Here is a 26,102-nt window from a genome sequence, read left to right as displayed (position 1 = left end):
CCGAGGTCCGAGGGACCCTGGTCGTGAACGCCTTGTGCGTCGCGTCCGTGCGATAGTCATCGCGCCGCCCGGCATCGCCGTCCTATCGTACTGACTCATCGTGTCGCACTGACTGAACACTTGGGCCGCTCCATGAGGTGAGGACCATCAAGCCTGCCTCCTCCTCGCAGCAAACAGGAGACACAGTCCCCGTAAGCCGCCGACGATTCCTGCGCCTCACTGCCGTCATCACCGCCGCCGGCCTCCTCACCACTGCCTGCAGCCCCCAGAACACGGAAGACCCCCGATGGACGGTGGCCAGATTTTCGCCGAGGCCGGCTTCGAGAGCCCGGAGGTCGAGACCCAGGTCGCAGTCGAGCATCTAGGCGAGGGCGTGCAGAAGCAGAGAGACCGCCTCGCATACGGCACCCAGGGCGCAGTGACCTTCGTGGTCGTGGTGGGCCACGAGCCCGAACTCTCCGTGCTTGTCGCGGTGCGACGCTCTGGACGCTGACGACCGCGGCTCAGCCTCTCAGCCGGTGATCTTCCGCGTCAGCGTCACGAGGCCCGGCCCGTCATACCGGCTCTTCGCGGTTCGTGGTGAATGACCCTGCTGTGGCGGGTATTCACGCTACGGTTCTCGCGGCGCTGGTCAGCAGGATACGGGTCCGGTAGTTCTCCGGGTTGCGGAATCCGCGGCCGGTGCGTTTGATGTTCTTGATGCCGGTGTTGCCCGCTTCGACCTTCGCGGTGGTTGCGCCGGTGACGATGAGGACCTCGATCGCGTCCCACCAGGCCACGACGGTGTCGTAGAGCTTCGTCGTCTCGGGCATGTTCGCGATCTGGGCGAAGTAGCCCATCCGCATCCGTTCGTCCCAGGCCTGGGCGAGAGTGTCGGTGGCCAGCAGGCGGCGGAGCTGCTCCTTGATGCCCCAGGAGGCCGAGAGCTCGTCAGTGGGGTCATCGGTGCGGAACACCGTCTCCAACCGCTCCCACGCCCTCGGGGTCAGGGTGTCGCCGCCGCGCAGCAGCAGCATCCGGTGGGCCCAGGCCGGGTCGTCCTTGCGACCCCGCCGCCCGCGATGGGTGCGGGCCAGGCGCTGCCGGACGGTGGTGACCATGTCGTTTCCGAGCTTGACCAGGTGGAACTTGTCGACCGAGACCGCGGCGCGAGGCAGCCAGGTCCGCAGCGCCTTGCGGAACGCGGCCGAGGGATCGATCGCGACGATCTCGATCCGCTCCCGCCACAGCTCGGAACGCTGGGCCAGCCAGTCCCCGACGGCCCTGGAGTCCCTGCCGTCGACGATGCCGAGGACCTGCCCGGTGGCCAGGTCGACCAGTGTCGTCATCCACGGCTCGAACCGTCTCCAAGCGCCCTCGTCGGTGCGGAACCAGCGCACTGACCGGTAGCGGTGCTCATCGACCCCCAGACGCCTTACCCGCACGTCGTCGACGTCAGGCAGGACCACAGCGGCGGCGCTGAGGGCGGACTGGACCAGCCACCACGAGACGCCGTGGGCCCGGGCCACCTCGGAGGCTGCTCGGCCCGAGGTGATCACGGCCGAGACGACCTCTTCCCGCAGTCGGGTCGTCGAGCGTGCGTAACGAGGGATCTGCTCGGTGGCCTCGGCGAACGTGCCCCGGGCACAAGCCGGCTCCAGGCAGAACCAGCGCCGCTTGGCCCACACCACCACCGCCGCGCCAGCGACGGGAACGTCCCGGACCTGCTGTGACCGGCGGGAGTGGACCTTCGTCGCGAGCACCCCGCAGGACGGACAGCCGGGTGGGACGGTCGAGGCGATCACCACTCGACGACCTCCGTCGGGCAGGTCGATGGCGTCGATGACGCGGTAGTTGGGCAGGTTGAAGATCGTGCTCGCAGCATCCCGCTGCGAACCAGTATTCTCGTGCACAGGCTCGTGGTCCTCTGGAATGTGGATGTCTTGACAACACCCATCACAGCAGGGCCACGAGCCGTTCTGCGCCTACGACGCGACGCTCCCCATCACCACGAACCGGGAAGAGCCGTCATACCCCGGCCAGCCGTGCACCACGTCGGTCCACTCCTGCGGTATCTCCTCGGCGCCGGTCCAGGTCCCCAGCAGCGAGCCGGCGATCGCGGCGATGGTGTCGGTGTCGTCGCCGAGCGCGACGGCTGCGGCGATGCCCGCACGGAAGGTCTCCGTCGGCCCGTCGGCCGTGGCCGCCTGCTCCACCGCGTGCAGGGCGGCGTAGAGCGCGGTGACGGTGAACCCGTTGGGAGACAGGGACGCTGGAGCGCCCGAGCGCCAGGTCCCGTCGGCGAGCGCCACCCACGTCTCGCGGTGCTCTGCCGGGAGCAGTTCGATGCCGTCCTCCGGCCGGCCATGCACGGCGTCCACGACGGAGCGCCGGATCGCTTCGCACCACAGCACGCAGGAGTCTCCGGCCAGCGGGTCCGCGTGGGTGAGCTCGGCGATGGCTCGTGCGGCGCGGGCGGTGCGCTCGGGATCGTCCGGGAAGGCGAGAGCCACGGGGGCGGTGCGCATCAGTGCGCCGTTGCCGGCGGTCCGGCCGGAGCGGGCGTGCAGCTCCGCGGCGACGGAGGTCATCCGCTGAGCGAGGCCCGGGCCGCCGCCGTCTCTGAGCATTGCGCTGAGCACCTGGCGAGTCTGGGTTCCCACGTCGCTCGCACCGCCCTGCAGCCAGTCCAGGAAGCCCTGGGCGATCGCGTCGAGCCCCTCGGGAGAGTCGATCGGGACCTCGGACGCGGCGACGTGGGCGATGCACAGCGCCATCTGGGTGTCGTCGGACCACTCCCCCGGCGTGTACGGGCCGAGCCCGCCGCCGATCATCTGCGGACCCTTGCACGGGTCGTAGGGGGCCGAGGCGAACTCGTAGGGGACGCCGGCGGCGTCCCCGCAGGCAAGGCCCAGCAGGGCTCCGGCGGCGCGGTCAGCAGCGGTGGTGGTGGTCGTCATGAGGGAACGGTAGCGCGGGGGTGCGACGATCCGACCGTCCTTCACGCCGGTCGGCGCCCAGGCTCAGCGACCGGAGCTGCCGGTGGCCTGCGCGGAGACGGCGATCGGCGCCGCGTCCCGGCCACCCAGCACGATCTCGACGCCATCCTCCGGCCAGTCGAAGCCGACGGGCAGATCCGCCGCAGCAACTTGCAGCGTCCCCGCCTCCCCCGACACGAACACATGACACTGCCCGTCCTGCTCCACTGCACGCGCCCACTGGGCTCCGGGGATCTCCAGCTCGCCGAGCCCGCGCGCACCGGACAGCACCGCCTTGTGCTCGGCCATGAACTCTCCGAGTGTCTCGAGCACCTGGACCTGCAGCTCAGGCAGTGACCCGTCGGCCCGGGGCCCGAGGTTCAGCAGCACCCGGCCACCGCGGGAGACGGCGTCGACCACATGCCGTACCGCCTGCGCGCCGCTGATGTACTGGGCGGCGTCCTCGACCTGGTTGTAGCCGAAGCTCAGTCCGATGCCGCGGCAGTTCTCCCAAGCCTGGCCCTCCGGGATCTCCCCCGACTGGTATTCGGTGGTCATGAAGTCGTGGTGCGCACCGGAGAAGCGGTCGTTGATCAGCCCTTCGGGGCGTTCGCGGTAGAAGTGCTCGAGCAGCTCGCCGAGGCCGCCCGGGCCGAAGTGCAGGTTCTGGTCCGGCCAGCCGATGTCGTTCCAGAACACGTCCGGGCCGTAGCGGTCGATGAGGTCGCGCACCTGGGCGCTGCAGTACTTCCCGTAGTCGTCATCGCGCGGCCGTTTCGAGCCCTCCACCTCGTGGAGCTCGACCAGGGGTGGCGTCGGCCGCTCGTGCCAGTCCAGTCCGCCGGAGTAGTAGACCCCGAAGTGCATCCCGGCCGCGGTGGTGGCCTCGGCGATCTCGCCGACGAAGTCTCGGCGGGGCCCGCGCTGCACGGTGTTGCGTTCGCCGGTGCCGGGGGCGGCCCACAGGGTGATCCCGTCATGATGCTTGGTGGTCAGCACGACGTAGTCCGCGCCAGCACGAGCGAAGAGGTCGCTCCAGGCGGACGGGTCGAAGGCGCCGACCTGCCACTGGTCGAGGAAATCGTCGTAGGGCGCTCCGCCGTGGACGCGCCGATGATGCTCGGCAGCCGGGGAGCCCTCGAGGCGCATGGTGTTGAAATACCACTCGGCGTAGGGGTTGTGCGTGAGCCGGTCGGCAGCGTCGTCGGCCGCACCGAGCTCAGCGGTGGGCTCCGCCCAGGCGGGCACGGAGTACGCGCCCCAGTGGAGGAAGATCCCCAGCGGGGCATCGCGGAACCAGTCGGGCAAGCGCTGTGGGAGTGCGTCCCAGCGTGCGGGGTCGTCCATGGCGGGGCTCTTCGCTCTCTGAATCGTTCCCTCGAGGGGCCCGCACCACGCTACGGGCTCAGGCGCCCTTGCGCACCGTGATCGTCCATCCCGCCTCGCCCACGCGATCGAAGGCGACCACCTCGTGGCCGTCGTCCGCGGCCCACTGGGGCAGGGAGTCGGTGGCCTGGGTGCAGTCGAAGCCGATGATCAGGTCATCGCCCGTGGTCAGCTGCTCCATCGCATTCTTGGCGTCGATCAGCGGGAAGGGGCAGACGGCGCCGTTGGTCTGGAGGGTGTAGGCAGGCATGAGAGGTCCTCTCTGTCGGGGTGAGGTTCTAGCGGGGTGAGGTCAGGCGGCGGGGCTGAGCACGGGTGCGGGGCGGTTCTTCGCGGCGGCCTTCTGCGGGCGCACCAGGAAGAACCAGGCGGCAGCCCAGGTGCCGAGCATGATCGCGGCGAAGGAGACCCAGCCCTGGTAGCTGAACAGGCTGGTCTCCACGAGCGAGTTGCCGATGGTGCAGCCGCCGGCGAGCGCGGCGCCCACACCCATCGCGACACCGCCGCCGGCGCTATTGAGGATGGTTCGTGCATCCGGCACCCGCCAGCGGAACTCGCTGGCGAGCTTCGCGGCGATGAAGGAGCCGACGAGGATTCCGAGCACGAGCATCACGGACCAGTCCACGAGGGTGACGTCCCCGGTGGTGAGGAAGGTGATGATCTTGGCCGACGGGGTCGTGATGCCGAGGCCGCCGTTGCGGCCGGCGGCGGTGGAGAGCACCCAGGCCGCGATCGCGATGAGGCCCAGCAGCACACCGCCCACCCACGGGTTCCAGGGGATATCGGCGAGGTAGTGGCCGAGACCGCTGCGACGGGCGGGCAGGCGCACGCTCTGCTTGCCTGCACTGCGAGCGGCACTCCTGCGCACCTGGCGCACCACGAGCACGGCGACCAGGGCGGAGAACGCGATGGTGGGCACCCAGACGCTGACCCCGAGGGTCTCCTGGATGGTCGCGTCACCCATGGTGCGAGCGCGGGCGGCCTCGGTGAAACCGCCGAGCGGGCCGAACTTCATCACCGCCGCGAACAGCATGTAGAAGATCAGCGCCACCCAGGATCCGATGAGGCCCTCGCCGGCGCGGTAGTAGGTGCCGGTCGCGCAGCCGCCGGCCATGATGATGCCGACGCCGAACAGCAGGCCACCGCCGATCACCGCGAGCGGGGCGAAGGATGCGGGTTCGGGGGCGATCACGCCGGCGCCGGTGAGCGCGGCGACGCCGACGGCCTGGATCGCGATGGCGAGGAGGAAGGGGGTGAAGTAGCGCGCGGAGCGCGTCAGGTAGAGGTCGCGGAACGCGCCGGTGACGCAGAACCGCGAACGCTGCAGGACGTAACCGAGCACGGCGCCGAGGAACAGTCCGGTGAGGATCATGCCGGCCACGCTAACTTATGGACCCCATAAGTAGAACCCCTGATGAACGCAGAATGCGCGACGCACTCAGCTCATGGTCCGCTTCCCGCGCTGGGCGGCCTTGTCCTTGAGACCCTGCACCACGCGGCCCAGGCCCGAGGTGCTCTCGTCCTCGGCGGGGGTCTCCACGAAGTCGACGATCGAGCGCATGGTCGCAACGTCGATGCTGGGCATCCCGCCTTCGAGGAGGGTGCCGATGCGCTCGCCGACCAGGACCTCCAGGGCGTCGGCAGCCTCATCGCCGCGCTTCTCGCGGACGGTCTCGAGACGTTGCCTCAGGAGTCGCTCCGCGACAGCGGAGGCGGGAATGGGCTCGGGGTGGCCGGCGACGGTGATCTTTTCCATGGGGGTCCCCTCAGATCGAAGACCCGCTCGCCGGATCCACGGGCGTGCGGGTGCCGGGCTGCTGCGACCGGCTCACCCGCACAGTACCGGGAAGCCCTCTCCTGCCACCGATGCTTCCACCGCTTGCACCGCCGCCTCGACGAGCAGCTCCGCCGACCCCTGGGCGAACGGCCCCGGCATGCCGTAGTAGCGGTGGGCGTCCTCCACCTCGTAGCCGCCGAACGGGTACTCCCCCGCGCTCGGGAAGTAGCCGGGGCAGCCGTCGGCGTATCCCAGCACCAGGCAGGGCCCCGCGAACTCCGCACCGCAGGCAGCGACTCTCGCCGTGATCTGCTCGGCGACCTCGAGGAACGGCTCCCCGGGCAGCGTCACCACGGTGACCTCGCCGAGCCTGAATGCGCTGACCCGGCCGGACCATTCCGTGTCCTCCGGAACGGCGGCGGCCCAGTCCAGCCAGAGTTTCAGCAGGGCGGCTCGGCCCGGTTCCGCCTCGGTCAGCTCCTGTGTCCAGGCGGCGCGATCTGCGGTGAGCTGTGCGTCAGTGGGCCGGTCGAGCTGGAGGGTCACCGGCACCGAGGCGAAGCGCACCTCGCCTGCGTCGATGGGCTCTGGTGCCGCTGCCAGCACCGAGTCCGCGATCCGGGTGCCGACCCGTTCGGCCTCGGCGAAGGTCCGCGTGGAGGAACCGGTCAGGGAGTAGGACGCCTCCGCGCGGTGTCCGGTGTTGAGGTCTCCTGCGCAGCCGGTCGTGAACACGGCCAGCGATCCCGCGTGCTCAGCCTCGATCCGCTCGCGCAGCGGATGGATGTAGTCACCGGACAGCAGGCGGTTGGTGCCATCAAGCACCACCGGATGGCAGGGATAAGTGAGCAGGCTGGCCACGACATGGCTGTGCTCCCGGGCCCCTCCGTCGGCCGCGTCACCGGTCACCCCCTCCGCCTGCGAGGCGAGGAACTGCAGCATCTGCACCGGCGGATCCATGGCCTGGCCCGCGTGCCGACGGTTCGAGGCGACGCCCACGCCCCGCGCGCAGCGGTGCTCCACTCGGCAGGGGTGCCGGGCTGAGCGCGCCGTCTGGCCGGCGATGATCGCCGCAGAGATGATCTGCTGCTCGATCTCCGGCGTGCAGCGGGCGAGCCGGGTCGGGGTGGAGCAGGGGCCGGCGTGGGTGTGGGTCGCGGTGACGATCACCTGCGCCGGTGCCTCGGGGTGCACTCCGGCAGCGATCCGCTGGCAGGTGCTCTCCTCGAGCGCGCATACGTCCACCGTGATCAGCACCAGCTCGTCCAGGGCGAGCGCGCGGGCGCCGAGCTCGTCATGCTCGCCGGTGCTCGGCGCGGTGCGGGCGGCGAAACCCGACATCGGCACCGGGGAGGTGACCCCCAGCGCCTGGACAGATGCTCCCACCTGGATCATGCGCTGGATCATGCGCTCGTTCCTGCTCCCGATCGTGCGGGCGTGAGCTCCGTGCCGTGCTGCCAGATGCCCTGGATGGCCCCGTCGGCCTCGAGCGTCACCAGATCCGCGGGGGCGCCCACGCGCAGCGTGGTCTCACGGCCGAGGACCGCGCCCGGGGTGCGGGTGACCAGCACGAGCGCCTCTCGCAGGGACAGGCTGGTCGCGCGCAGCACGAAGCGCAGGCCCGCGGCGACGTCGGACGCTGCCCCGGCCAGCAGCTCTGTGCCCACATAGGACAGGCGACCGTCGTCGCTCAGCTCGACCGTGCCGCCCACGGCGGTCTCGTACCGGCCGGGCAGTCTGCCGGCGAGCTCGGTCGCGTCGGAGACCAGGAAGGCCCGGCCGATGCCCTTGGCGCGGAGCATGACCTCGAGCGTCTCCGCGGGGAGGTGGTGCCCATCGGCGATCAGCCCGCAGGTGAGACGGTCCTCGGCGAGCTGGGTCCACAGCGGGTTCGGGTGGCGGGCCAGCTGCGGGAAGATCCCGTTTCCCAGGTGCGTGGACAGGGTCGCGCCGGCGTCGACCGCGGCGATGAGCTGGGGGCCGCTGGCGTGGGTGTGGCCGAGGGCGACCTGGATCCCGAGCGCGGCGATCCGGGTGATCTGTGCGGGGGCATCGTCCGTGTGCGGGGAGAGGGTCACGATGCCGACAGGCCCGGCCTGCTGCCAGCGCGCGACTTCCTCGGCGTCGATCGGGCGGATCTGGGCGGCGTCGTGGACCCCGCGCGGGCCGTCCTGCGCCGAGAGGAACGGGCCTTCGACGTGCGCGAAGGGGATCGCGTGGGCGAGCTGGGGCGAGGTGGCGCGGGCCTCGGCGACAGCGCGCAGGGAGCGGCAGATCGCCTCCTCCGAGCCGGTGATGACGGTGGGCACCCACGTGGTGACCCCGCGCCGAGCGAGCGCCCCGGTGATCTCCACGATCCGCTCGGCGGTGACCTCCGGCCCGTTCACATCGATCCCGGCGAAGCCGTTGACCTGCAGGTCGATGAACCCCGGGGCGAGATAGGGAAGCACCTGCCCGGGCTGCGCGGGCCGACGGTCGATGCGGGTGATCACGGTGTCCATCGTGACCTCGAGCAGCTGACCGGTGGCCGGGTCGAGTCCGCGCACGAGGGTGCTCACAGCGACGTCACCCTTCCCTTGAACTGGGCGATGAACTGGCCGTTCGCCTCATCGCCGCCGGGAGCATTGCCTGAACGCCAGATCGGCGGGTCGATGCCGCGCTCGGCGAGCGCGGCGACGGTGCTCATCATCAGCCAGTTCATGGCGAAGGCGCTCGCGAAGGTGGAGACGGCGCCGGTGCGCTCGGCGACGCCGTCGATCTCGATCACCGCGTCCCCGACGGGGACCTTGGTGTCGATGTGCAGATCCACCACGTCGTGGAGGTCCTGCCTGGAAGGGTGGCGGGCGGGATGCTCCGGGGCGGTGGAGTCGGCGTGCTCCCGGCTGGAGACGCCGATGAGGGTGCAGCCGCGCTCCTTCGCGGTGAGCGCGGCGTCGATCAGGGCGGCGTTGATCCCGTAGGCGTTGACCAGGATCAGCAGGTCGCCTTCGCCCAGCTGGTGGTCGTCGATGACGATCCGGCCGTAGCCGGGGGTGCGCTCGATCGCCATGGACCGCAGCGCTCCGCTGGAGAGCAGGGTGCCCTCGTCGAGGATCGCGGAGACGTGCATGAGGCCGCCGGCGCGGAAGAACACCTCCTGCGAGGCGAGGTTCGAGTGCCCGCCCGGACCGTAGACGTGCACCAGGCGGTCCCCGGCGATCTGCTCCGCGAGCAGCCCGGCGGCCTCGGTGACCGCGGCCTGCTCCTCGGCGCGGATGCGGCCCATGAGCGCGGTGATCGTCTCGAAGTACTCCGCGGCGAGCGCGGCAGGATCGGCGGGGCCAGCGGGGCCGGCGGGACTGGTGGGTTCCTGGGTCATCGGGGATCGGCCTCCGCGTCGACGAACAGGTGCACATCGGGATGGGTGCGCAGCGCGGTGCCGGGGTGCGCACCGGAGATCGGCTGGTTCACGGTGTCGTGGACGGCCTGGCGCTTGACCGCCGTGGGGACGGAGACGACGATACGGCGCGCGTTCAGCAGCCGCGGAATGGTGACGGTGATGGCGTGGACCGGCACCGCGTCCAGGTCCGGGAAGTGCCCCTCGTCGACCTGCTGCTGGCGGGAGACCTGATCGAGCTCGACCACCCGCGCGCTCAGCGGGTCCGTGAAGTCCGCGGGCGGGTCGTTGAAGGCGAGGTGGCCGTTCACGCCGAGCCCGCACAGCGTGACGTCGAAGGGCTCCTCCCCCATCGCCTCGCGGTAGGCGGCGGCGGCGTCCTCCGGTGCGGCGGTGACGTCGATGCGATGGAAAGCGCGCGGGGTGACCAGGGTGAACAGCTCGTTCGCGAGCCAGTTGCCGAATCCCTGCGGGGCATCCGGCCTCAGGCCGATGTAGTCGTCCATGTGGAAGCAGTCGATCTTCGTGAAGTCGAGATCGTCCGTGGCGGCGAGCGCCTGCAGGGTGGCGGACTGGCTCGGGGCGGCGGCGAGCATCAGGCGGGCGCTGCCTCGTTCGGCGATCGCCTCGCGCAGGATCGGGGCGGCGGCCGCAGCGGCGGCGGCGCCCATCTCCTGGCGGGTGGGGTAGGTGTGGATCTCCAGCGCGGTCTCAGCAATGCTCACGGTGTCTTCTCCTCAGTCGGTGCGGGGTCGTGCTCCAGGGCGTTCAGCAGCAGGAGCGAACGGGCGATGTGCATGGGGTCCTTGACGGGCAGGGCGACCACCTCGTCCAGCGGGCTGCCGTCACGGCGGCGGTTCTGGAGCCACTCCTGGCCTGCCGGGTCCGGGAAGGTGCCCAGCGTGTACTCACGCACCCGCTGCGCCCAACGGGCGAGCTCCGGGGAGCCGGTGCGGCGGGCGAGCAGGGCGGTCGCGTACATCGCTTCGGCGTGGACCCACCAGAGCTTGGTGTCCCAGGTGCGCTGCACGAGCGCTTCGTAGGGGGTTTCGAGCAGGCGGCCGACGGGCGCGCCGCCGGCCTCCCGATCCACGTAACGCAGCAGGCCGCCCTCGGCGGCGTCCCAGCCCGTCTCGAGCGCCCGCAGCGCAAGCGAGGTGAGCGTGGCATCTGGGACTGCGAGCTGCGGGTGCTGGTCGCCGACGTGCACCAGCATCCACAGCAGCTCGAGCAGGTGACCGGGAGTGACGTGACGGGCCAGCAGGGTGTTATGGTCCCGCGCATGGTCAGGGCGGAACTCCCACCAGGTCTCGGTGCCGAGGAAGGGGTTCTCGTCGCCTGAGGTCGCTCCCTCGTCGCCGAGAAGGGTGTTCCGGGCACCCGTGCTGACTGCGAGCACCTCGTCGCTCGGCGCCGCCCGGTGCAGCTCACCGGCGACGTGGACGAGGGTCATCGGCCCCGCGAGGTCCGTGAACCCGGCGGGGACCGGATAGGGCGCACTCTTCGCGGTCCGGGCGCGGATCGAGGTCTCGGCGCCGAGCAGAGTGCGGCGAGCCTGTGCGAGCCAGCGCTCACGGCCCTGCCCTGCAGTGCCTGACTCCGTAGTGCCTGAGTCTGCCCCCGGTCTCGACGTCAGGCCCGCTTCCGACCCAGGCGCCGTGCGTGCAGCGCCGGCGAGACCGAGCACCGCGAAGAGGTCGGCGAAGACGCTGGTCGCGAGTTCTCCGTCCTCGTCCGCGAGCTGCTCGCCGTGTTCGCTGAGTCGGAAGCTGGTGCGGCCGTCCGGGAGGAAGGCATGGTCGACGAGGAAGTCGGCAGTCTGGAGGGAGCGTCGGCGCCAGAGAGCGCTGTCGCCGCTCAGCCGGCCGGCTTCGATCTCCTCGGCCACCAGCGCACACGTCCAGGCCCAGCGGCCCTGCGACCAGGTGTACTTCTCGCGGCTGACGGGCTCTCCGCGGTTGGTGAAGCAGGTGCGGACACCGCCGAGGCGGTCGTCGGCCCCCTCCCGATCCCACCAGCCGAGCACATCGCGTTCGAGGTGGGTGCGTAGCTCGAAGTGTTGCCGCGGCGAGTTCATCGCACCGCCTCCTGCCCGTCGGCCGCGGCGGTCTTCTCCACGAGCGGTCCGTCATAGCCCAAGGAGTCGACCAGCGCATCGACCTCCGCGCTATGAGCGGGGCGGATCAGCCCGTAGCCGATGAACACCACGATCGAGCAGAGCACAGGAGTGGCCACCGTGATGGTCTGTGCGCTCGCGGTGCCCAACGACTCGATCGGGCCGGCGAGCAGGTACTTGTTGGTCGCGAAGACGACCAGGCCCACCGCCCAGGAGGTGATCGCAGCAGCAGAGCCGGAGCGTTTGAAGGCGGGCAGCAGGCCCAGCAGCATCGGCACCGCGATGGGGCCGACGAGTGCACCGAACCAGGCGATGAGCAGGCCGAGCACTCCCCCGAAGCTGTCTGCCGTAAGCGCTATGCCCATCGACAGGACGATGAACAGAAAAGTGGTGAGGCGGGCCATGAACAGCTCCCGCTTGGCGGGCAGGAAGCTGCGGTCCCGGCGCAGCGCCGGGATGATGTCGCGCACCACCACCGAGGAGATCGCGTTCGCATCCGAGGCGGTCATCGCCATGGTGTGCGCGAACATTCCCGCGAGCACCAGGCCCACCAGACCGGCGGGCAGGAACTGCTGCGCCATCAGGGCGTAGGACTCCTCGGGGTTCGCCAAGCCCGGCAGGAAGATCGGCGCGGCCCACATCGGGATGAAAAGCACCAGCGGCCAGAGGAGGTAGAGCACGCCGGAGAGGATCATCGAGCGGCGAGCCGCGGCGCCGTCGGCGGTGGAGATCATGCGCATCGCGAGGTTCCAGGTGCCGCCGTTGTAGGACAGGGTGGAGATGATGATGTAGGCGAGGAAGAACCAGAGCGTGAGGTCGTTGTTGAACGGCGAGGAGTGTCCCTCGGGCAGCCGCTCCCACATGGTCCACAGCGAGGAGATCCCGCCGAGCTGGACCACCACGATGCCGAGCATCGCGATCGCCGCGACGAACTGGATGATGAACTGGCCGAGGTCGGTCAGGACGTCCGCCCAGATCCCACCGATGGTGGAGTAGATCATGGTGACCCCGCCGACCACGAGGATGCCCCACACGATCGGCAGGCCCGCGAAGACCTGCAGCAGGATCGCGCTCGCGACCCACTTGGCGGCCACGTCGAACACCTTCAGCGCTGCGCCGGACCAGGCGAGCAGCTGCTCGGTGGCCACATTGAAGCGCTTGGCCAGGTACTCCAGCGGGGAGATGATGCCCAGACGCTGGCGCAGGCGCGGCCAGCGCGGCGCGAACAGCCAGGCACCGATGCTGCAGGCCACGGTGATGCTCAGCGCCCACCAGACGTAGACGGCGAAGCCGGTGGTGTAGGCGAGCGCGGCGTAGCCGACGAACACTGCAGCGGAGTAGCCGGACATGTGGTGGGAGATCCCGACCAGCCAGGCGGGCAGCTTGCCCCCGGCGACGTAGAAGTCCGACGCGTCGGAGATCTTCGATTTCGCATAGAGCCCGATCACCACCATCACCACGAAGTAGCCGGCGATGACCACCCAGTCCAGAACAGCCATTGTTCTTCCTCATCTCTCGAGATCGATCATGCACAGGCTGACATGCAACCGATTGCAAGTCGAGAGATCCCGGCGTCGTTACCGAAACGTGATCGAGGTTGAGCTCAGCGCAGCAGGGCCGAGAGCGTCGATCAGGGCGGTGAGGATCTCGGGCCCGCGGGAGTCGGCGATGACGACCTGGTGGCCCTGCGCGATCACTGCGCGGACCAGCTGGCCGCCCACTTCCCTGCGCCGATGATGCCGATGATGGTCATGCGGTCACGCCCCGCGTGCGCGCGGCGCGCATGCCGTTGGCGATGACGACGACCTCGGCCACCTCGTGGATCAGCACCACGGCAGCCAGGCCCAGCGCCCCGAACAGGGCGAGCGGGAAGAGCACGACGATGATCGCGAGGGCGAGGGCGATGTTGCCGGTCATCAGGCGGCGGGTGCGGCGGGAGTGCGCGAGCGCGGCGGGGAGCTGGCGCAGATCCGTGCCGGTGAAGGCGACGTCCGCCGATTCCACGGCGGCGGCCGTGCCGGTCACGCCGATCGCGATCCCCACGGTCGCAGAGGCGAGGGCGGGGGCATCGTTGATGCCATCGCCCACCATCGCCGTCGGCGCCTCCTTCGACAGCCGACGGATGTGGGCGGCCTTGTCGGCGGGGAGCTGCTCGGCGTGGACTTCGTCGATCCCCGCCTCCTGAGCGATCGCGCGGGCGGTGAGGGGGTTGTCGCCGGTGAGCATCACGGTGCGGATCCCCTGGGCATGCAGGGCGGCGACTGCTTCGGCGGCCTCGGGCCGCAGCTCGTCACGCACTCCGAGCGCCCCGATCGCCAGGCCGTCCTCCTCGACCACGATGAGGCTCATCCCTCGCGCGGCCATCCCCTCCGTGCCCGCGGCGAGGTCGCCGGGGGCGATCCAGCGGGGGCTGCCCACTCGGATCGTGCGCCCGGCGACCTGGCCGGTGAGGCCGTGACCTGGAGCTTCCTGCACCTCCGTGGCCTCCGCGGTGGCCCCTTCTGCGGCCTCGGCCGCGGCGAGCACGGCGGCGGCCAGCGGGTGGGAGCTGGTGGCTTCCAGGGCGGCGGCGAGCGCGAGGATCTCCTCGCGGCGGCGGCCGTCGGCGGTAACGACCTCGACCACCTGCGGTTCGTTGCGGGTGAGGGTTCCGGTCTTGTCGAGCGCGACGGTGCGGATCGTGCCGAGCTGTTCGGCGGCGGCTCCGGACTTGATCACCACGCCCAGCTTGCTGGCCGCGCCGATGGAGGAGATCACGGTGACCGGCACGGCGATCGCCATGGCGCAGGGCGAGGCGGCGACCAGCACCACCAGTGCCCGCTCGATCCAGGTGGCGGGGTCGCCGGCGACGACGCCTACGAGGGCGACCAGTGCGGAGACCACGAGCACGACGGGCACCAGCGGACGAGCGATCCGGTCGGCCAGGCGCGCTCGCTCTCCCTTGGCGGCGTGGGCCTGATCGACCAGGCGCACGATCTGGGTCAGCGAGTTGTCCCGTCCGTCGGAGGTGGCGCGCAGAGACAGGGTGCCGGAGCCGTTCAGGGAGCCGGCGTGCACCTCGTCCCCGGGGCCCGCTTCGACCGGGATCGACTCGCCGGTGATCGCGGAGGTGTCGAGCCAGGAGCGGCCCTCGACGATCACGCCGTCGGTCGCGACCCGGTCGCCGGCGCCGAGCAGGAGCACGTCGCCAGCGCGCAGGTCAGCGGCCGGGATGAGCTCGGGACCGGCGGGTCGGGACACGCGAGCGGTCTCGGGGATGAGGGCGAGCAGGGAGCGCAGGCCCTGCTTCGCACGGTCCATCGAGCGGTCCTCGAGAGCTTCAGCCAGGGAGAACAGGAAGGCGAGCGCGGCGGCTTCCCAGATATGACCCAGCAGGACCGCGCCAAGGGCCGCGATCGTCATCAGCAGGCCGACGCCGAGTCGGCTGCGGCCGCGGCCCTGGACCAGTCGGCGCAGGGTGCCGGGCACGAAGGTCCAGGCGCCGGCGACGAGCGCCAGGACGTGCGCGATCAGCGCGGGGAGGTCCGTTCCTGCCCAGCCCAGCAGCAGGCCGGCGACCCACAGCACCCCGGCGGTAAGCGGGAGGGCCAAGGAGCGGTCCTGCCACCAGGGGGTGGGCTGCTCGACCTCGAGCACGGCAGAGGGGACGGCCGGGGCCACGGTCCCGCAGCAGGCGTCCTCGACGACCGGCGCGGGCGGCGCCTCCGTCACGACCGGGCCGCAGCAGTCGTCGCTCATCGGGAGACCACGCCGACCTCGGCAGTCTTGCGAGGCTCGGACGCCCCAGCGATCACAGCAGTCGCCTCGCAGCACAGCGGAACCGTGCAGTGCTCATCGACGCAGGGCGCTCCATCGTCCACCGCGAGCACGGTCTCGACCAAGGCCCCCAACGTCGCGGTGAGGTGGGCGTCGGCGATCTCGTAACGGGTGCGTCGGCCTTCCGGGGCGGCGACGACGATTCCGCAATCGCGCAGGCAGGCCAGGTGGTTGGAGACATTCGTGCGGGTCAGGTCCAGCTCCGCGGCGAGGGCGGCCGGATAGCCCGGCTCCTCGAGCAGGGACAGCAGGATGCGGGAGCGGGTGGGGTCGGCCATCGCGCGGCCCAGCCGGTTCATCACGTCAAGACGGGAAGCTCTGGTCAGCATGTGCTGACTATACAGCGAGGACTGACCATATCGGCACGCACGCTCAGCACACCGCACCCACCGATACCGCACCGCTCGATACCGCACCGCTCGATACCGCACCGCGAGTCTCGCGATAGGCTCCGAGTCATGGACACGGAGTGGGAACCGCTGGCCGGGGGGACGACACGACGCAGCGATGAGCTGGCGCGATATCTGCACGACGGCAGGATCGACTCTGCTCGACGTCTGGTGAGCGAGCTCCTCGACACCGGCTCGACGGATGAGGCGCTGGAGGTTCTCGCGCGCCTCGCCCCCACCCGCCCCGAGGCGCTCGAGCTGCTGCTCGAGGCCCTCGAGGGGTCTGGTGTGGTGCGACGGTTCGCCGGCGCCGCACTTCTGGACCCTGCCGCAGTGGAAGACGTCGCCCAGGACTCCTTGATCTCGATCGCACAGTCGATCGGCGGGTATGACCACCGTGCGAAGGTGACCACCTGGGTGCACACCATCGTCCGCCGGCGCGTGGCCGATCACCTGCGCCGCCAGCGCGAGACCGTGGAACTGCACGAGCAGCATCGCCCGGCGGCTCGGATGAGCTCGCTGATCGCGGACCGCGTCACGGTACGTCAGCTGCTGGCCGAGCTGCCGGAGCTCTACCGGATCCCCGTCGAACTCCGCGACCTCGACCAGCTGTCGTACAAGGACATCGCCGCGCGGCTGGGTCGCAGCGTCGGGACCGTGAAATCGCAGATCAGTCGCGGCCGTGCGATGCTCGCCGGCAGGCTCGGCACGGAGAGCTCCGCGCTCGCGGCCCGTCCCCGGCCCGGGCTCCGCTGATGGGCGACCTGGTGGGCCACTACCGACTGCGGAAGGTGGTGGGCGTCGGCTCCTTCGCCACCGCGCATCTCGCGTACGACGAACGACTGGACGCGGCCGTCGTGGTGAAGATCCTGGCCGAGAACCACAGCCTGAACCCGGAGATCCGGGAACGGTTCATCGCCGAAGGGCGCAGCCTGCGCCGGGTGGACAGCCTGCACGTCGTCACCGTCCACGACATCGGGCAGACCTCCCGCCAACAGCCCTACCTGGTGCTCGAACATGCCGACCGCGGAACCCTGCGCGACCGGGTGGAGGCACTGCGCGCACAGGGCTGGACGGCGAACGGCGAGGACGTCCTGGCGCTGGCGCGTCCACTGGCCGCCGCCGTGGATGCCGTGCACCGGGCCCAGCTCGTCCACCGCGACCTCAGCCCCGGAAACCTGCTTCTCACCAGCACTGGCGGCACCGTCAGCGAGGCCCGGACGGGGACCGGCCGAGTCGGCTCCCGGCTGCTGGGCGAGGACGAACGGCTGCTGGTCGCAGATCTGGGGATGTGCAAAGACCTCGCCGTGAGCTCCGGACTCACCGTCGCCGCCGGCACCGAGGGGTTCCGACCTCCCGAGCAGTCCAGCCCCGCCGTGGTCGACATCCGCGCCGACATCTGGGCGATGTCCGCTCTGCTGCGCTGGCTGGGCCGGGATGCTGCCCTGCCCGCCGCGCTCATGGAGGTCATCGAGCAGGGACTCGCGGAGGATCCCGACGCCCGGCAACCCGACGCCCGGTCCTGGCTTGCCGACGTCGAGCGGGCCCTCGCCCCGTCGGCCTCCGCCCCGGCAGGCGCTGACCCCGCACCCGGAACGGGTCCCGGGAGCGGAGGCTGGAGTGAGACCGGGGCTGAGGCCGCAGCGCCCGAGGCCGCGCCGGCCTTCCGCCGGCGCAGCGCCCTGACGGCGCTGGTGATCACGCTGGCCCTGCTGCTCGGTCTGGGCGCGGGGGTGCTGCTGGGTGGCGGCGATGCCCTGCCGTCGGCTGCCGACGGGGCGTCCCTCGCGATCGAGGGTCCCGAGGAGGTGACTGTCGGTGAGGAGGCGGTGTTCACCGCTGTGGCGGAGGGGGTCGACTCCTGGGTGTGGTCGCTGCCGACCGGCTCGCACCTGGTCGATGCGGAGCAGGCGGTGCTCACCGCCTCCGCACCCGGCACCGCCCAGGTGGTGCTGCGCGGCCGCACCGCCGACGGCCAGGAGCTCGAAGCACGCACCACCGTGACGGTCGCGGAGTGAGCGCAGTTCATCTTCCGGAAAGATTCGTGGGATGGGATGCAACCATTCCGCTCCCCGCGACGACGTACGGGTGACACCAGCTCAAGGACGGCCGCTGCGACGGCCCTCGATCACAGGAGAAGAACGATGAACCACCCCCGCGAGGTCCGGCCCACCCGTCGACAGGCCGCACTGGCCCTGACCGCTCTCGCCGCGTTGACCCTCAGCGCGTGCGGCGCTGCGGAGGAGGCCGAGTTCGAGGACGGCACCACCGAGCCCGCGCCCGAGGGCTCCGCGTCGCCCGCGCCCGACACCTCCGACGACGGCGGGGAGGACCCGCAGCCTGAGGCGGAGAACGCGCCCGCCGGCGAGGTGGTCGACCCCGGCGATGCGGTCTCCACGATCAGCTACACCCTGCCCACCGACGAGATCGACGGGACGATGACCGTGGGCCTTCACCACCTGCGCCAGCGCGGCAAGACCATGGAGCTGCTGCTCACCTTCACCCCCGAGTTCAGCGGGAGCGGCGCGTTCTCGCTGTGGGAGCTGCAGGGCGAGGACCACTCGAATGTAGGTCCGGCGCTGTTCGATCGCACGAATCTCAAGCGCTACGACATCCTTCGCAACGGCGGCGCCTGGGACGGCAAGACGGTCTGGAACAGCAAGCAGGCGGTGCACAAGCTCGCCTCCGGCGACACCCAGGCGTACTGGGCGAACTTCGCCACGCCCGAGGATGACATCGAGACGATCAATGTCGCCATTCCCGGAGCTCCCGAGTTCGAGGACGTCCCGATCGAGCAGGACACGTCGGCCGACGGCGACGCCGCCACGGACGGGAAGGAGTGACCATGACCCTCAACGCTGCCACCACTGCCCGCCGCCGGGTCGCGCGGCTCACCGCCGGCTCCGCGACCCTGCTCGCCCTGGCACTCCTCGCCCCACACGCCCTCGCCGAGGTGATCTCGGACGGGCCGCCCGAACAGGGCTTCGAGATCACCGAACAGGTGCTCGACGACTCGGTCACCCGGTACGACGCTGCTGAATCGGTCACCTCGCTCGGCAGCAGCGAGCCTGCCGAGGACCAGGTGATCGTGCTGGAGACCGACATCCTCTTCGCCTCCAACACCTGGGACCTGCCAGCACCCGCCGCCACGCGGATCGCCGAGCTCGCCGCCGAGGTCCCTGAGGGGGCGACGGTGCAGGTCAGCGGCCACACCGATTCCCGGCCGGTGGACCGCTCCCGCTACGACTTCGACAACCAGCAGCTCTCCGAGCATCGCGCCCAGGCGGTCGCTGACGCGCTGGCCGCGAAGCGCCCCGATCTCATGTTCGAGGTGGAAGGGCTGGGTGATCAGGACCCGGCCGCCTCCGAGAATCCCGATGATCCCGCGTCGTTCGCGGCCAACCGCCGCGTGGAGCTGCACTACGGAGAATGAGGCGCTGGGCGCTTACGGCACCCACCCGGTCACGGCCCCAGCAGCCCCTCCAGGTCCGAGGCGTCCACCAGCGGATCATCCAGATCCACGGTGAGCTTCGAACGCGCCATCAGTCGCGCCGAGCCGGTGGTCGTCGAGTTCCAGGCGGGGAAGTCCCCCACGTCGGTCTGCCCGAGCACGGTGCCGACGAATCGGTTGCCGCGCGGGGAGATCGTCTCCAGCGTGTCCCCCGGTGAGAGGAGTCCGTCGCCGGCCAGCAGCGCGAGTCGCGCGGAGGTGCCGGTGCCGGTCGGGCTGCGACAGATCACGCCCGGATGCACGTAGGTCGCCGAGCGGGACTCGACGCTGCCGTCCTCCAGGGTGCGTACCCGACCCATGAAGTGGACGAAGGGCAGCGGCCCCACGTCCCCCAGCGACGGATGCTCCTGGCGCAGCCCTGGCCGGGCGGTGCGCACGAAGGCGTCCCCGAAGGCGGCGAGCGCGATCTGCTCGTCCGCGGTGAGCTCGAAGCCATGCGCGGCGGCGGAGATCATCGCGTAATAGGCGCCGCTCCAGACCAGATCGAAACCCACCGGCCCGTACTCGGGGACCTCGACCGAGAGCCCCCGTTCAGCGACGAAGGCGGGCTCGCCCCGAGTCGTGATCGACTCGACCCGCCCGTCGGCCATGCGGGCGGTGATGTGGGCGAGGCCCGCTGGGGACTCGAGGGTGATCCGCTGCTCCGCGCCCGTCATCTCGATCATCCCGCTCTCGAGCAGGGCGGTCGCGACGCAGATCGTGTTGGAACCGGAGTACAGGGGGTAGCCCATCGCCTCCATGATGATGTAGCCGGCCTGGGCCTCGGGATGGTGTGGCGGGACGATCAGGTCCACCGACATCGCAGGGTCGCCGTAGGGCTCCGAGAGCAGCAGCCGGCGCAGCCCGTCACCCTCGCGCTGCAGGTAGCGGGCCTGCTCGCGCACGCTCGCCCCGGGTAGCGCCCGGATTCCGGCGGTGACCACACGGCTCACGTCTCCGCCGGACTGGGTATCGATCAGCGTGATGCTGCGTTCACGGCGCATGGGGCGCTCCGACCGTGCCCCAGTGGCGATCCGGGACCACCACCAGCTTGCCGACATAGGACTTGGCCTGGAAGGCGCGCTGGGCCTCGTGCAGCGCAGAGAGGCGGAAGGTGCGATCCAGCAGCGGCCGGATCTGCCCGGTCTCGATATAGCCGACGAGCCGACGGAATGCGGTGCGGGTGCCCTGCGAGGAGCCGTGCAGCTCGAGATGCTTGAGGTAGACGGTGCGCAGGTCCAGCTGCACCACGGGCCCGCCGATCGCGCCGGCGGTCGTATACCGACCCTCGGGGCGGAGGATCCGCAGCAGGTCGTTGAACAGGGGCCCGGCGACCAGATCGGCGACCACATCGATCGGCCCGTCGGCCACGCGGGCGACCTCGGAGACCAGGTCCTCGGCCTCCCGCAGGACCACGTCCTCGGCGCCGATCTCGCGCAGCGCCTGCTCCTTGCCGGCGCTGGTGACCGCATAGGGGATCGCCCCGCGCACCCGGGCGAGCTGGAGCAGCGCGGAGCCGACTCCGCCCGAGGCCCCGGTGATGAGGATCCGCTCCCCCTCGGCCAGGCGGGCCCGGTCGAGCATCTGCTCGGCGGTGAGATAGGCGCAGCAGAAGGTCGCCAGCTCCGCATCGGTGAGCTCGGCGGTGATCTCGTATGCATTCTCTGCGGGGACCGCGACGTACTCGGCGTAGCCGCCGTCGCGGCCGTGGCCGATGTAGTCGATGTCGGCCAGGGAGCCATCACCTTCGGGGCGGTGGTAGAGGCTGAAGTCGACCATCACCCGCTGGCCGATCCGCCGGGCGGGGATCCCCCCGCCGACGGCGGCGATGCGGCCCACGATGTCCGCGCCCTGGATGCGGGGGAAATCGAGCGTGGGGCGGCCGCGTCGCCAGGAGGACACCGCCGACGGGTCGGTGTCGCTGCCGTAGGCACCCTCGCGCACCCAGAGGTCGGTGTTGTTCATCCCGCAGGCATGGACGTCGATCAGGACCTCCCCCGGCGCCGGGACAGGGGTCCGCGCTTCGCGGGTGTGGACCAGCTGGTCCAGGCCGCCGTGGCCCATCAATCGCATGGCCTGCATGGTCCTGGGGATCGCCGTCATCGGGGCCCCTCCTGTCCACCGGGGCGCATGAGCACGCGCTCGCGCCACTCCTCGCCAGCCTGCCAGTGCAGAACGATTCAGGTCCAGGGGCCAGGAAAGCTCGCAGGGCCAGGCTGCGGCCGACGGGCACCCCATGCCTGCGTCGCTCACCTTCCCTGGCCTCGACCCCACCTCCGCCACTACGATTGTGGGGTACTTCCCGCTTCCAGCGTCGGCAGCGAGTCTCACCCGACCCCCGCGCTGGAGCTGTCATGACCTCGTCTCCCACCCCTCCGCTGTCCCCCGGGCGGCTGCGCCTGGTGATCCTGGCGATGTCGCTGGGGGCCTTCGCGATCGGTACCACCGAGTTCGCGAGCATGGGACTGCTGCCCCAGATCGCCCGTGACCTCGAGGTGTCCATCCCGCAGGCCGGCATGCTCATCACCCTGTACGCGCTCGGAGTGGTGGTCGGTGCGCCGCTGGTGACGATCGCGGCGGTGCGGATCCCGCGTGCGCGACTGCTGGTGCTGCTGATCGGCCTGATCGGGCTCGGGAACCTGCTCTCGGCGATGGCCCCGGACTTCACGACGCTGGCGGTCGCCCGCTTCGTCGCCGGGCTCCCCCACGGCGCCTATTTCGGAGTCGCCTCGCTGGTCGCCTCCCGTCTCTCCCCTCCCGGCCGCCGTGCCCGGTCGGTGTCTCTGGTGATGCTGGGGCTGACGATCGCGACCATGATCGGGGTGCCGGCTTCGACGGCGCTCGGCCAGATCGTGGGCTGGCGTTCGGCGTACGTGATCGTGGTGGTGATCGCCGCGGCGACCACACTGGCCATCTGGCGCCTGGTGCCCGAACCTGAGGGCGCCGGCTCGACCAGCTCGATCCGCGGGGAGCTCGGTGCGCTCCGCCGCGCCCAGGTGTGGTTCGCTCTCGGCATCGGCTCGATCGGCTTCGGCGGCATGTTCGCGGTGTACAGCTACATCGGCGAGATCGTCCCCGGCGTGATGGGCCTCGGCGAGCGCGCCGTGCCGCTCGCGCTGTTCGTCTTCGGTCTCGGCATGACGCTCGGGAACCTGCTCGCAGGGCGTCTTGCTGACCGCAGCATCTACGGCACCATCTTCTTCGGCCTGACCGGCATGGCGATCAGCCTCGCCGTGTTCGGCCTGGTCGCCCAGAACGCGATCGCCGGGATCCTCCTCCTGCTCGCCATCGCCGTGACCTCCCAGATGATGGGCCCCTCGCTGCAGCTGTTCCTGCTGGACGCCTCCCCGGACGCCCCGTCGCTGGCCGCTGCCCTGCACCACTCGGCGCTGAACATCGGCAACTCCCTCGGCGCTGCGCTCGGCGCGGGCGTGCTCGCCGCCGGCTGGGGCCTGCTCGCTCCGGCGTGGACCGGCGTGGTGCTGGCCGTGCTGGGCCTGGGGATCGCCGGCTGGTCGTACGCGGTGCACCGCCGCCAGCAGACGCGGGCCGCAGCAGAGGTGCCGCACATGGCCGAGGTCCCCGCTCCCTGCTGAGCAGGCCGATCCTCAGACGATGCTCGCGGGCTCCCGCAGGGAGGCGGCGCGCCCGCTGAGCATGTGTACCCCGGTACTGGTCAGTGCCGGAAGTCCGCACCGCAGGCCGATGTGCGGGATGCGCGAGCGCCCGTAGCGTCGGCCAGGACGAAAGGTGCTCACATGATCCGGGTTCACGCCCTCACGAAGCAGTACGGCAAGAAGGTGGCGGTCGACGGGATCGACTTCACCATCGCACCCGGAACGGTGACCGGCTTCCTCGGCCCCAATGGTGCCGGGAAGTCGACGACGATGCGGATGATCATGGGGTTGGACCGCCCCACCAGCGGCACGGCGACGGTCAACGGCACGGCCTACCGCGACCTCGCCGCGCCGCTGCACGAGGTGGGAGCGCTGCTGGATGCCCGCGCCGCGCATCGCGGCCGCAGCGCATACAAGCACCTGCTCGCCCTGGCCGCCACCCACCGCATCCCCACCGCCCGGGTGCACGAGGTGATCGGGCTGGCCGGACTCGAGTCCGTGGCGCACAAGCGCGTCGGCGGATTCTCGCTCGGGATGGGGCAGCGCCTGGGCATCGCGGCAGCGCTGCTCGGCGACCCGCAGACGGTCATCCTCGACGAGCCGGTCAACGGTCTGGACCCCGAGGGGATCCTCTGGATCCGCGCGCTGCTGCGTCAGCTCGCCGCCGAGGGACGCACGGTGATGCTCTCCTCGCACCTGATGAGCGAGATGACCCAGACCGCCGATCACCTCATCGTCATCGGGCGCGGCAGGATCCTCGCCGACGGGCCGATGCGCGAGGTCATCTCCGGCGCCACCCGCACCCTGGTCCGGGCCCGCTCCCATGACGGGCCGGAGCTGACCGCCGCGGTGAGATCCTCTGAGGTCTCTGCTGGAGTCGCCGTCTCGCACACGGCCGACGGCGCCGTCGAGATCTCAGGGCTGACCGCTGAACAGGTGGCCGGCATCGCCGCCACCGCGGGCGTGGTCCTGTTCGAGCTCACCACCCTCGAGGGTTCCCTCGAAGAGGCCTACCTGTCCCTCACGGCGGATTCCGCCGAGTACCGTGCGGTGACCACCGCAGCGAATGGAACGACGCGATGACCACCTTCGACCCTCTGACCAGCACACTTCAGCGCGGCGCCGCCCTTACCCGTCGGCCCTCCTTCGGCGACGCCCTGCGCTCGGAATGGATCAAGCTGCTCAGCCTGCCCTCGGCCGTCCTGGCACTTATCGGGATCTTCGCCGTCGGCCTCGGCGGCAGCCTGTTCCTCGGCGCCACCCTGGAATCCTCCGGGGTCCCGTCGGTCCCATCGCTCGAGCGGACGATCGGGGACGTGACCATCCCGATGGTGGTGCTCGGCCAGATCATCGCCGGGATTCTCGGGGTCATGTCCGTCGGCGCGGAGTACTCCTCCGGCTCGATCCAGACCACCCTGATGGCGGCGCCGACGCGGCTGCGCGTGCTGTGGGCGAAGGCGTCCGTGCAGTTCATCGCCGTGACCGCCACTGCGCTGGTCACCGTGTTCGGGGCGTGGGCCGCGACCTACCCCTTCTATGTGAAGCACGGCCTGGAGGCTCCGCTCAACGGCCAGGGGGTGCTGGTGGCGCTGCTCGGTGCCGCGGCCTATCTCGGCATGTGCGCGGTGGTCGGCGTGGGCATCGGGATGCTGGTGCGCTCGACCACCGTCGGCGCGATCCTCATCTTCGCTGCGACCCTGCTGGGTCCGATCCTCGCCTCCGCGCTCCCCTACAGCCTGCTCTCGCGCGTCGCCCGGGTGACCCTGCTCGGCAATGCCGGAGACACCATGGCGCGGGTCGAGACCCCCGGCGGTCCGTTCCTCGACATCTGGAACGGGCACATCAGCACCGCTGCGGGCTGGCTGATCGTCTCGATCTGGGTGGTGCTCGCGCTGGCGGCGGGAGCGATCGCCCTGCAGAATCGCGACGCATGAGCACCCCTCCAGACGCGGACCGGCTCCTCCCCACCCCTGGGGTGCGGTGGGGCCGGACCGACGTCGTGATCCTGCCGGCCTACCTGCTGCTCGCGATCGCGCTGGGGTTCCTCTCCCTCGAGTCGTCTCTGCGCGCGCCGGCGTGGGCGATCATGCTGCTGGGACTGGCCGGGGTCACCACCGTGCTGGTCCGGCCCCGGCATCCCGGCGCGGCGTTCACGGCGATGCTCGTGCTGCTGCCGCTCACGGCCGCGGTGGGCAGCATGGCCGAAGCATTCCTGGTGCTGCCTGCGCTGTATCGCGCCGGGGTGACCCGCAGCGCCCGTCAAGCGTGGGCATGCTTCGGCCTCACGTCCGTGGTCGCGGTGATCGCCGCACTGGTGCTCGCCCTGCGCACACGGCTCGGTCCGCCGCTGCTGGGCCTGGCCCCGCGGGCCGCGGTCGAGGATTGGCCGCTGGACTGGTTCAGCCTCACGCTCCTCTTCCTCGCCTTCACGCTGATCACAGCCCTGCTGGGGATCAACATCGGGCACCGCCGGCGGCACATCGCCGCGCTGGTCGAGCGCGCCGAGCAGATGAAGCGTGAGCGTGACCAGCAGGCGAGCATCGCCGCGGCCCTGGAACGGGAGCGCATCGCCCGCGAGATGCACGACGTCATCGCGCACTCCCTGTCGGTGATGATCGCCCTGGCCGACGGCGCTGAGGCCTCCGCCTCGCAGCACCCTGAGGAGTCGCAGCGGGCGATCGGTCGAGTTGCCGAGACCGGGCGTCGCACCCTCGGCGAGGTGCGCCGGCTGCTCGGACCGGTGCGCGGTCTGGAGGGTTCTGGGCAATCCTCGCTGCCGGCAACCCTCGGGGTCGAGGAGCTTCCCGCACTGGTGGAGGAGTTCCGGGCGGCGGGCCTGCCGGTACGGCTGGAGTGCCGCGGGGAGCTGGATCCGGGCGCGGTCATCGGCCTGACGATCTACCGGATCGTGCAGGAATCGCTCACCAATGTACTGCGTCACGCGCGCGAGGTGCGGGGCGTGCTGGTGCGGATCCTGATCGGGGCGGACGAGGTGACGATCCTGGTCGAGGACACCTCGGCGCCGGCTCTTCCCGCCACCGATCCGGGACGCGGCCTGGTCGGCATCCGGGAACGGGCCGCCTTCTACGATGGGCACGTCACAGCCGGCCCTCGCGCCGGCGGCGGGTGGCGGGTGGCGGTGCGTCTGCCCGCCGAGAACCGATGAGCGAGGAGACTG

General features: G+C 70.8%; 27 protein-coding genes. 10 read left to right on the top strand and 17 right to left on the bottom strand.

Annotated elements, in window-relative coordinates:
* Window positions 1-137: 137 nt before the first annotated feature.
* Both ACT3UF_RS09590 and ACT3UF_RS09585 read left to right on the top strand, forming a co-directional pair.
* Window positions 138-365: a twin-arginine translocation signal domain-containing protein gene (locus ACT3UF_RS09590; protein ID WP_444502641.1), complete on the top strand. Its 228-nt coding sequence runs from the start codon at window positions 138-140 to the stop codon at window positions 363-365.
* On the top strand, window positions 287-493 hold the full coding sequence (locus ACT3UF_RS09585; RefSeq protein ID WP_444502648.1) for a hypothetical protein: 207 nt from the start codon (window positions 287-289) through the stop codon (window positions 491-493). The genes ACT3UF_RS09590 and ACT3UF_RS09585 overlap by 79 nt, the downstream gene beginning before the upstream one ends.
* A 112-nt stretch (window positions 494-605) precedes the next feature.
* Here the strand turns inward: ACT3UF_RS09585 and ACT3UF_RS09580 are convergent, their stop codons facing one another.
* From ACT3UF_RS09580 to cmtR, 15 genes are all read right to left on the bottom strand, one after another.
* A complete protein-coding gene (locus ACT3UF_RS09580) occupies window positions 606-1,892 on the bottom strand; it encodes an ISL3 family transposase (protein ID WP_444608284.1) in 1,287 nt (428 codons plus the stop codon).
* A gap of 72 nt (window positions 1,893-1,964) precedes the next feature.
* Entirely contained in the window at window positions 1,965-2,939 is a 975-nt protein-coding gene (locus ACT3UF_RS09575; RefSeq protein WP_444608283.1) for an ADP-ribosylglycohydrolase family protein, read from the bottom strand.
* Window positions 2,940-3,002: 63 nt separating this feature from the next.
* Window positions 3,003-4,304: an alpha-L-fucosidase gene (locus ACT3UF_RS09570; protein WP_441446148.1), complete on the bottom strand. Its 1,302-nt coding sequence runs from the start codon at window positions 4,302-4,304 to the stop codon at window positions 3,003-3,005.
* 58 nt (window positions 4,305-4,362) lie between these two features.
* Window positions 4,363-4,593 carry a sulfurtransferase TusA family protein gene (locus ACT3UF_RS09565; protein ID WP_345083094.1) on the bottom strand — a complete coding sequence of 77 codons (231 nt, stop codon included), beginning with the start codon at window positions 4,591-4,593 and terminating at the stop codon, window positions 4,363-4,365.
* Between the two features lie 42 nt (window positions 4,594-4,635).
* On the bottom strand, window positions 4,636-5,715 hold the full coding sequence (locus ACT3UF_RS09560; RefSeq protein ID WP_441446147.1) for a YeeE/YedE family protein: 1,080 nt from the start codon (window positions 5,713-5,715) through the stop codon (window positions 4,636-4,638).
* Window positions 5,716-5,781: 66 nt separating this feature from the next.
* A complete protein-coding gene (locus tag ACT3UF_RS09555) occupies window positions 5,782-6,099 on the bottom strand; it encodes a hypothetical protein (RefSeq protein WP_441446146.1) in 318 nt (105 codons plus the stop codon).
* 72 nt (window positions 6,100-6,171) lie between these two features.
* Window positions 6,172-7,527, bottom strand: a complete 1,356-nt coding sequence (locus ACT3UF_RS09550; RefSeq protein WP_442332368.1) for a hypothetical protein — start codon at window positions 7,525-7,527, stop codon at window positions 6,172-6,174.
* Window positions 7,524-8,678, bottom strand: coding sequence for an N-acetylglucosamine-6-phosphate deacetylase (locus ACT3UF_RS09545; protein WP_441446144.1), 1,155 nt, complete (start codon window positions 8,676-8,678; stop codon window positions 7,524-7,526). The genes ACT3UF_RS09550 and ACT3UF_RS09545 overlap by 4 nt, the downstream gene beginning before the upstream one ends.
* The gene (locus ACT3UF_RS09540; RefSeq protein WP_441446143.1) at window positions 8,675-9,478 is read right to left on the bottom strand and encodes a sugar isomerase domain-containing protein; all 804 of its coding nucleotides are present in this window, start codon (window positions 9,476-9,478) and stop codon (window positions 8,675-8,677) included. The genes ACT3UF_RS09545 and ACT3UF_RS09540 overlap by 4 nt, the downstream gene beginning before the upstream one ends.
* A complete protein-coding gene (locus ACT3UF_RS09535) occupies window positions 9,475-10,221 on the bottom strand; it encodes a 6-phosphogluconolactonase (RefSeq protein WP_441446142.1) in 747 nt (248 codons plus the stop codon). Before ACT3UF_RS09535 ends, ACT3UF_RS09540 begins: the two co-directional genes overlap by 4 nt.
* Window positions 10,218-11,573: an AGE family epimerase/isomerase gene (locus ACT3UF_RS09530; RefSeq protein ID WP_442332365.1), complete on the bottom strand. Its 1,356-nt coding sequence runs from the start codon at window positions 11,571-11,573 to the stop codon at window positions 10,218-10,220. Before ACT3UF_RS09530 ends, ACT3UF_RS09535 begins: the two co-directional genes overlap by 4 nt.
* A complete protein-coding gene (locus ACT3UF_RS09525; protein ID WP_442332364.1) occupies window positions 11,570-13,111 on the bottom strand; it encodes a sodium:solute symporter family protein in 1,542 nt (513 codons plus the stop codon). The genes ACT3UF_RS09530 and ACT3UF_RS09525 overlap by 4 nt, the downstream gene beginning before the upstream one ends.
* Window positions 13,112-13,189: 78 nt before the next feature.
* A complete protein-coding gene (locus ACT3UF_RS09520) occupies window positions 13,190-13,333 on the bottom strand; it encodes an NAD(P)-binding domain-containing protein (protein WP_441446139.1) in 144 nt (47 codons plus the stop codon).
* Window positions 13,334-13,361: 28 nt separating this feature from the next.
* On the bottom strand, window positions 13,362-15,350 hold the full coding sequence (locus ACT3UF_RS09515) for a heavy metal translocating P-type ATPase (RefSeq protein ID WP_442332363.1): 1,989 nt from the start codon (window positions 15,348-15,350) through the stop codon (window positions 13,362-13,364).
* Window positions 15,347-15,757 (bottom strand): Cd(II)/Pb(II)-sensing metalloregulatory transcriptional regulator CmtR, encoded by a 411-nt coding sequence (gene cmtR, locus ACT3UF_RS09510; protein WP_442332362.1) that lies wholly within the window; start codon window positions 15,755-15,757, stop codon window positions 15,347-15,349. The genes ACT3UF_RS09515 and cmtR overlap by 4 nt, the downstream gene beginning before the upstream one ends.
* 129 nt (window positions 15,758-15,886) lie before the next feature.
* On the opposite strand from cmtR, the gene ACT3UF_RS09505 reads away from it, so the two are divergent.
* From ACT3UF_RS09505 to ACT3UF_RS09490, 4 genes are all read left to right on the top strand, one after another.
* Window positions 15,887-16,573, top strand: coding sequence for an RNA polymerase sigma factor (locus tag ACT3UF_RS09505; RefSeq protein WP_442332361.1), 687 nt, complete (start codon window positions 15,887-15,889; stop codon window positions 16,571-16,573).
* Window positions 16,573-17,835, top strand: coding sequence for a serine/threonine-protein kinase (locus tag ACT3UF_RS09500; protein WP_442332360.1), 1,263 nt, complete (start codon window positions 16,573-16,575; stop codon window positions 17,833-17,835). Before ACT3UF_RS09505 ends, ACT3UF_RS09500 begins: the two co-directional genes overlap by 1 nt.
* A gap of 126 nt (window positions 17,836-17,961) precedes the next feature.
* The gene (locus tag ACT3UF_RS09495; RefSeq protein WP_442332359.1) at window positions 17,962-18,660 is read left to right on the top strand and encodes a hypothetical protein; all 699 of its coding nucleotides are present in this window, start codon (window positions 17,962-17,964) and stop codon (window positions 18,658-18,660) included.
* Between the two features lie 2 nt (window positions 18,661-18,662).
* Window positions 18,663-19,250 carry an OmpA family protein gene (locus ACT3UF_RS09490; protein ID WP_442332358.1) on the top strand — a complete coding sequence of 196 codons (588 nt, stop codon included), beginning with the start codon at window positions 18,663-18,665 and terminating at the stop codon, window positions 19,248-19,250.
* A gap of 29 nt (window positions 19,251-19,279) precedes the next feature.
* Here the strand turns inward: ACT3UF_RS09490 and ACT3UF_RS09485 are convergent, their stop codons facing one another.
* Window positions 19,280-20,311: a proline racemase family protein gene (locus ACT3UF_RS09485; protein WP_442332357.1), complete on the bottom strand. Its 1,032-nt coding sequence runs from the start codon at window positions 20,309-20,311 to the stop codon at window positions 19,280-19,282.
* A complete protein-coding gene (locus tag ACT3UF_RS09480; RefSeq protein ID WP_442332356.1) occupies window positions 20,301-21,410 on the bottom strand; it encodes an alcohol dehydrogenase family protein in 1,110 nt (369 codons plus the stop codon). Before ACT3UF_RS09480 ends, ACT3UF_RS09485 begins: the two co-directional genes overlap by 11 nt.
* 251 nt (window positions 21,411-21,661) lie before the next feature.
* On the opposite strand from ACT3UF_RS09480, the gene ACT3UF_RS09475 reads away from it, so the two are divergent.
* From ACT3UF_RS09475 to ACT3UF_RS09460, 4 genes are all read left to right on the top strand, one after another.
* Complete coding sequence (locus ACT3UF_RS09475) at window positions 21,662-22,903, top strand: MFS transporter (RefSeq protein WP_444601378.1); 1,242 nt, start codon at window positions 21,662-21,664, stop codon at window positions 22,901-22,903.
* Window positions 22,904-23,065: 162 nt separating this feature from the next.
* Window positions 23,066-24,007, top strand: coding sequence for an ATP-binding cassette domain-containing protein (locus ACT3UF_RS09470; protein ID WP_444601379.1), 942 nt, complete (start codon window positions 23,066-23,068; stop codon window positions 24,005-24,007).
* Window positions 24,004-24,858: an ABC transporter permease gene (locus ACT3UF_RS09465; RefSeq protein WP_444608282.1), complete on the top strand. Its 855-nt coding sequence runs from the start codon at window positions 24,004-24,006 to the stop codon at window positions 24,856-24,858. The genes ACT3UF_RS09470 and ACT3UF_RS09465 overlap by 4 nt, the downstream gene beginning before the upstream one ends.
* Window positions 24,855-26,090, top strand: coding sequence for an ATP-binding protein (locus ACT3UF_RS09460; protein WP_444601381.1), 1,236 nt, complete (start codon window positions 24,855-24,857; stop codon window positions 26,088-26,090). The genes ACT3UF_RS09465 and ACT3UF_RS09460 overlap by 4 nt, the downstream gene beginning before the upstream one ends.
* The last annotated feature ends 12 nt before the right edge of the window (window positions 26,091-26,102 follow it).

This window comes from Brachybacterium sp. AOP24-D1-21 (genome assembly GCF_052378665.1).
Lineage (GTDB): Bacteria > Actinomycetota > Actinomycetes > Actinomycetales > Dermabacteraceae > Brachybacterium.
The sequence above is the reverse complement of the archived record's forward strand: the minus strand, read 5'-3'. Positions and strand labels throughout refer to the sequence as shown.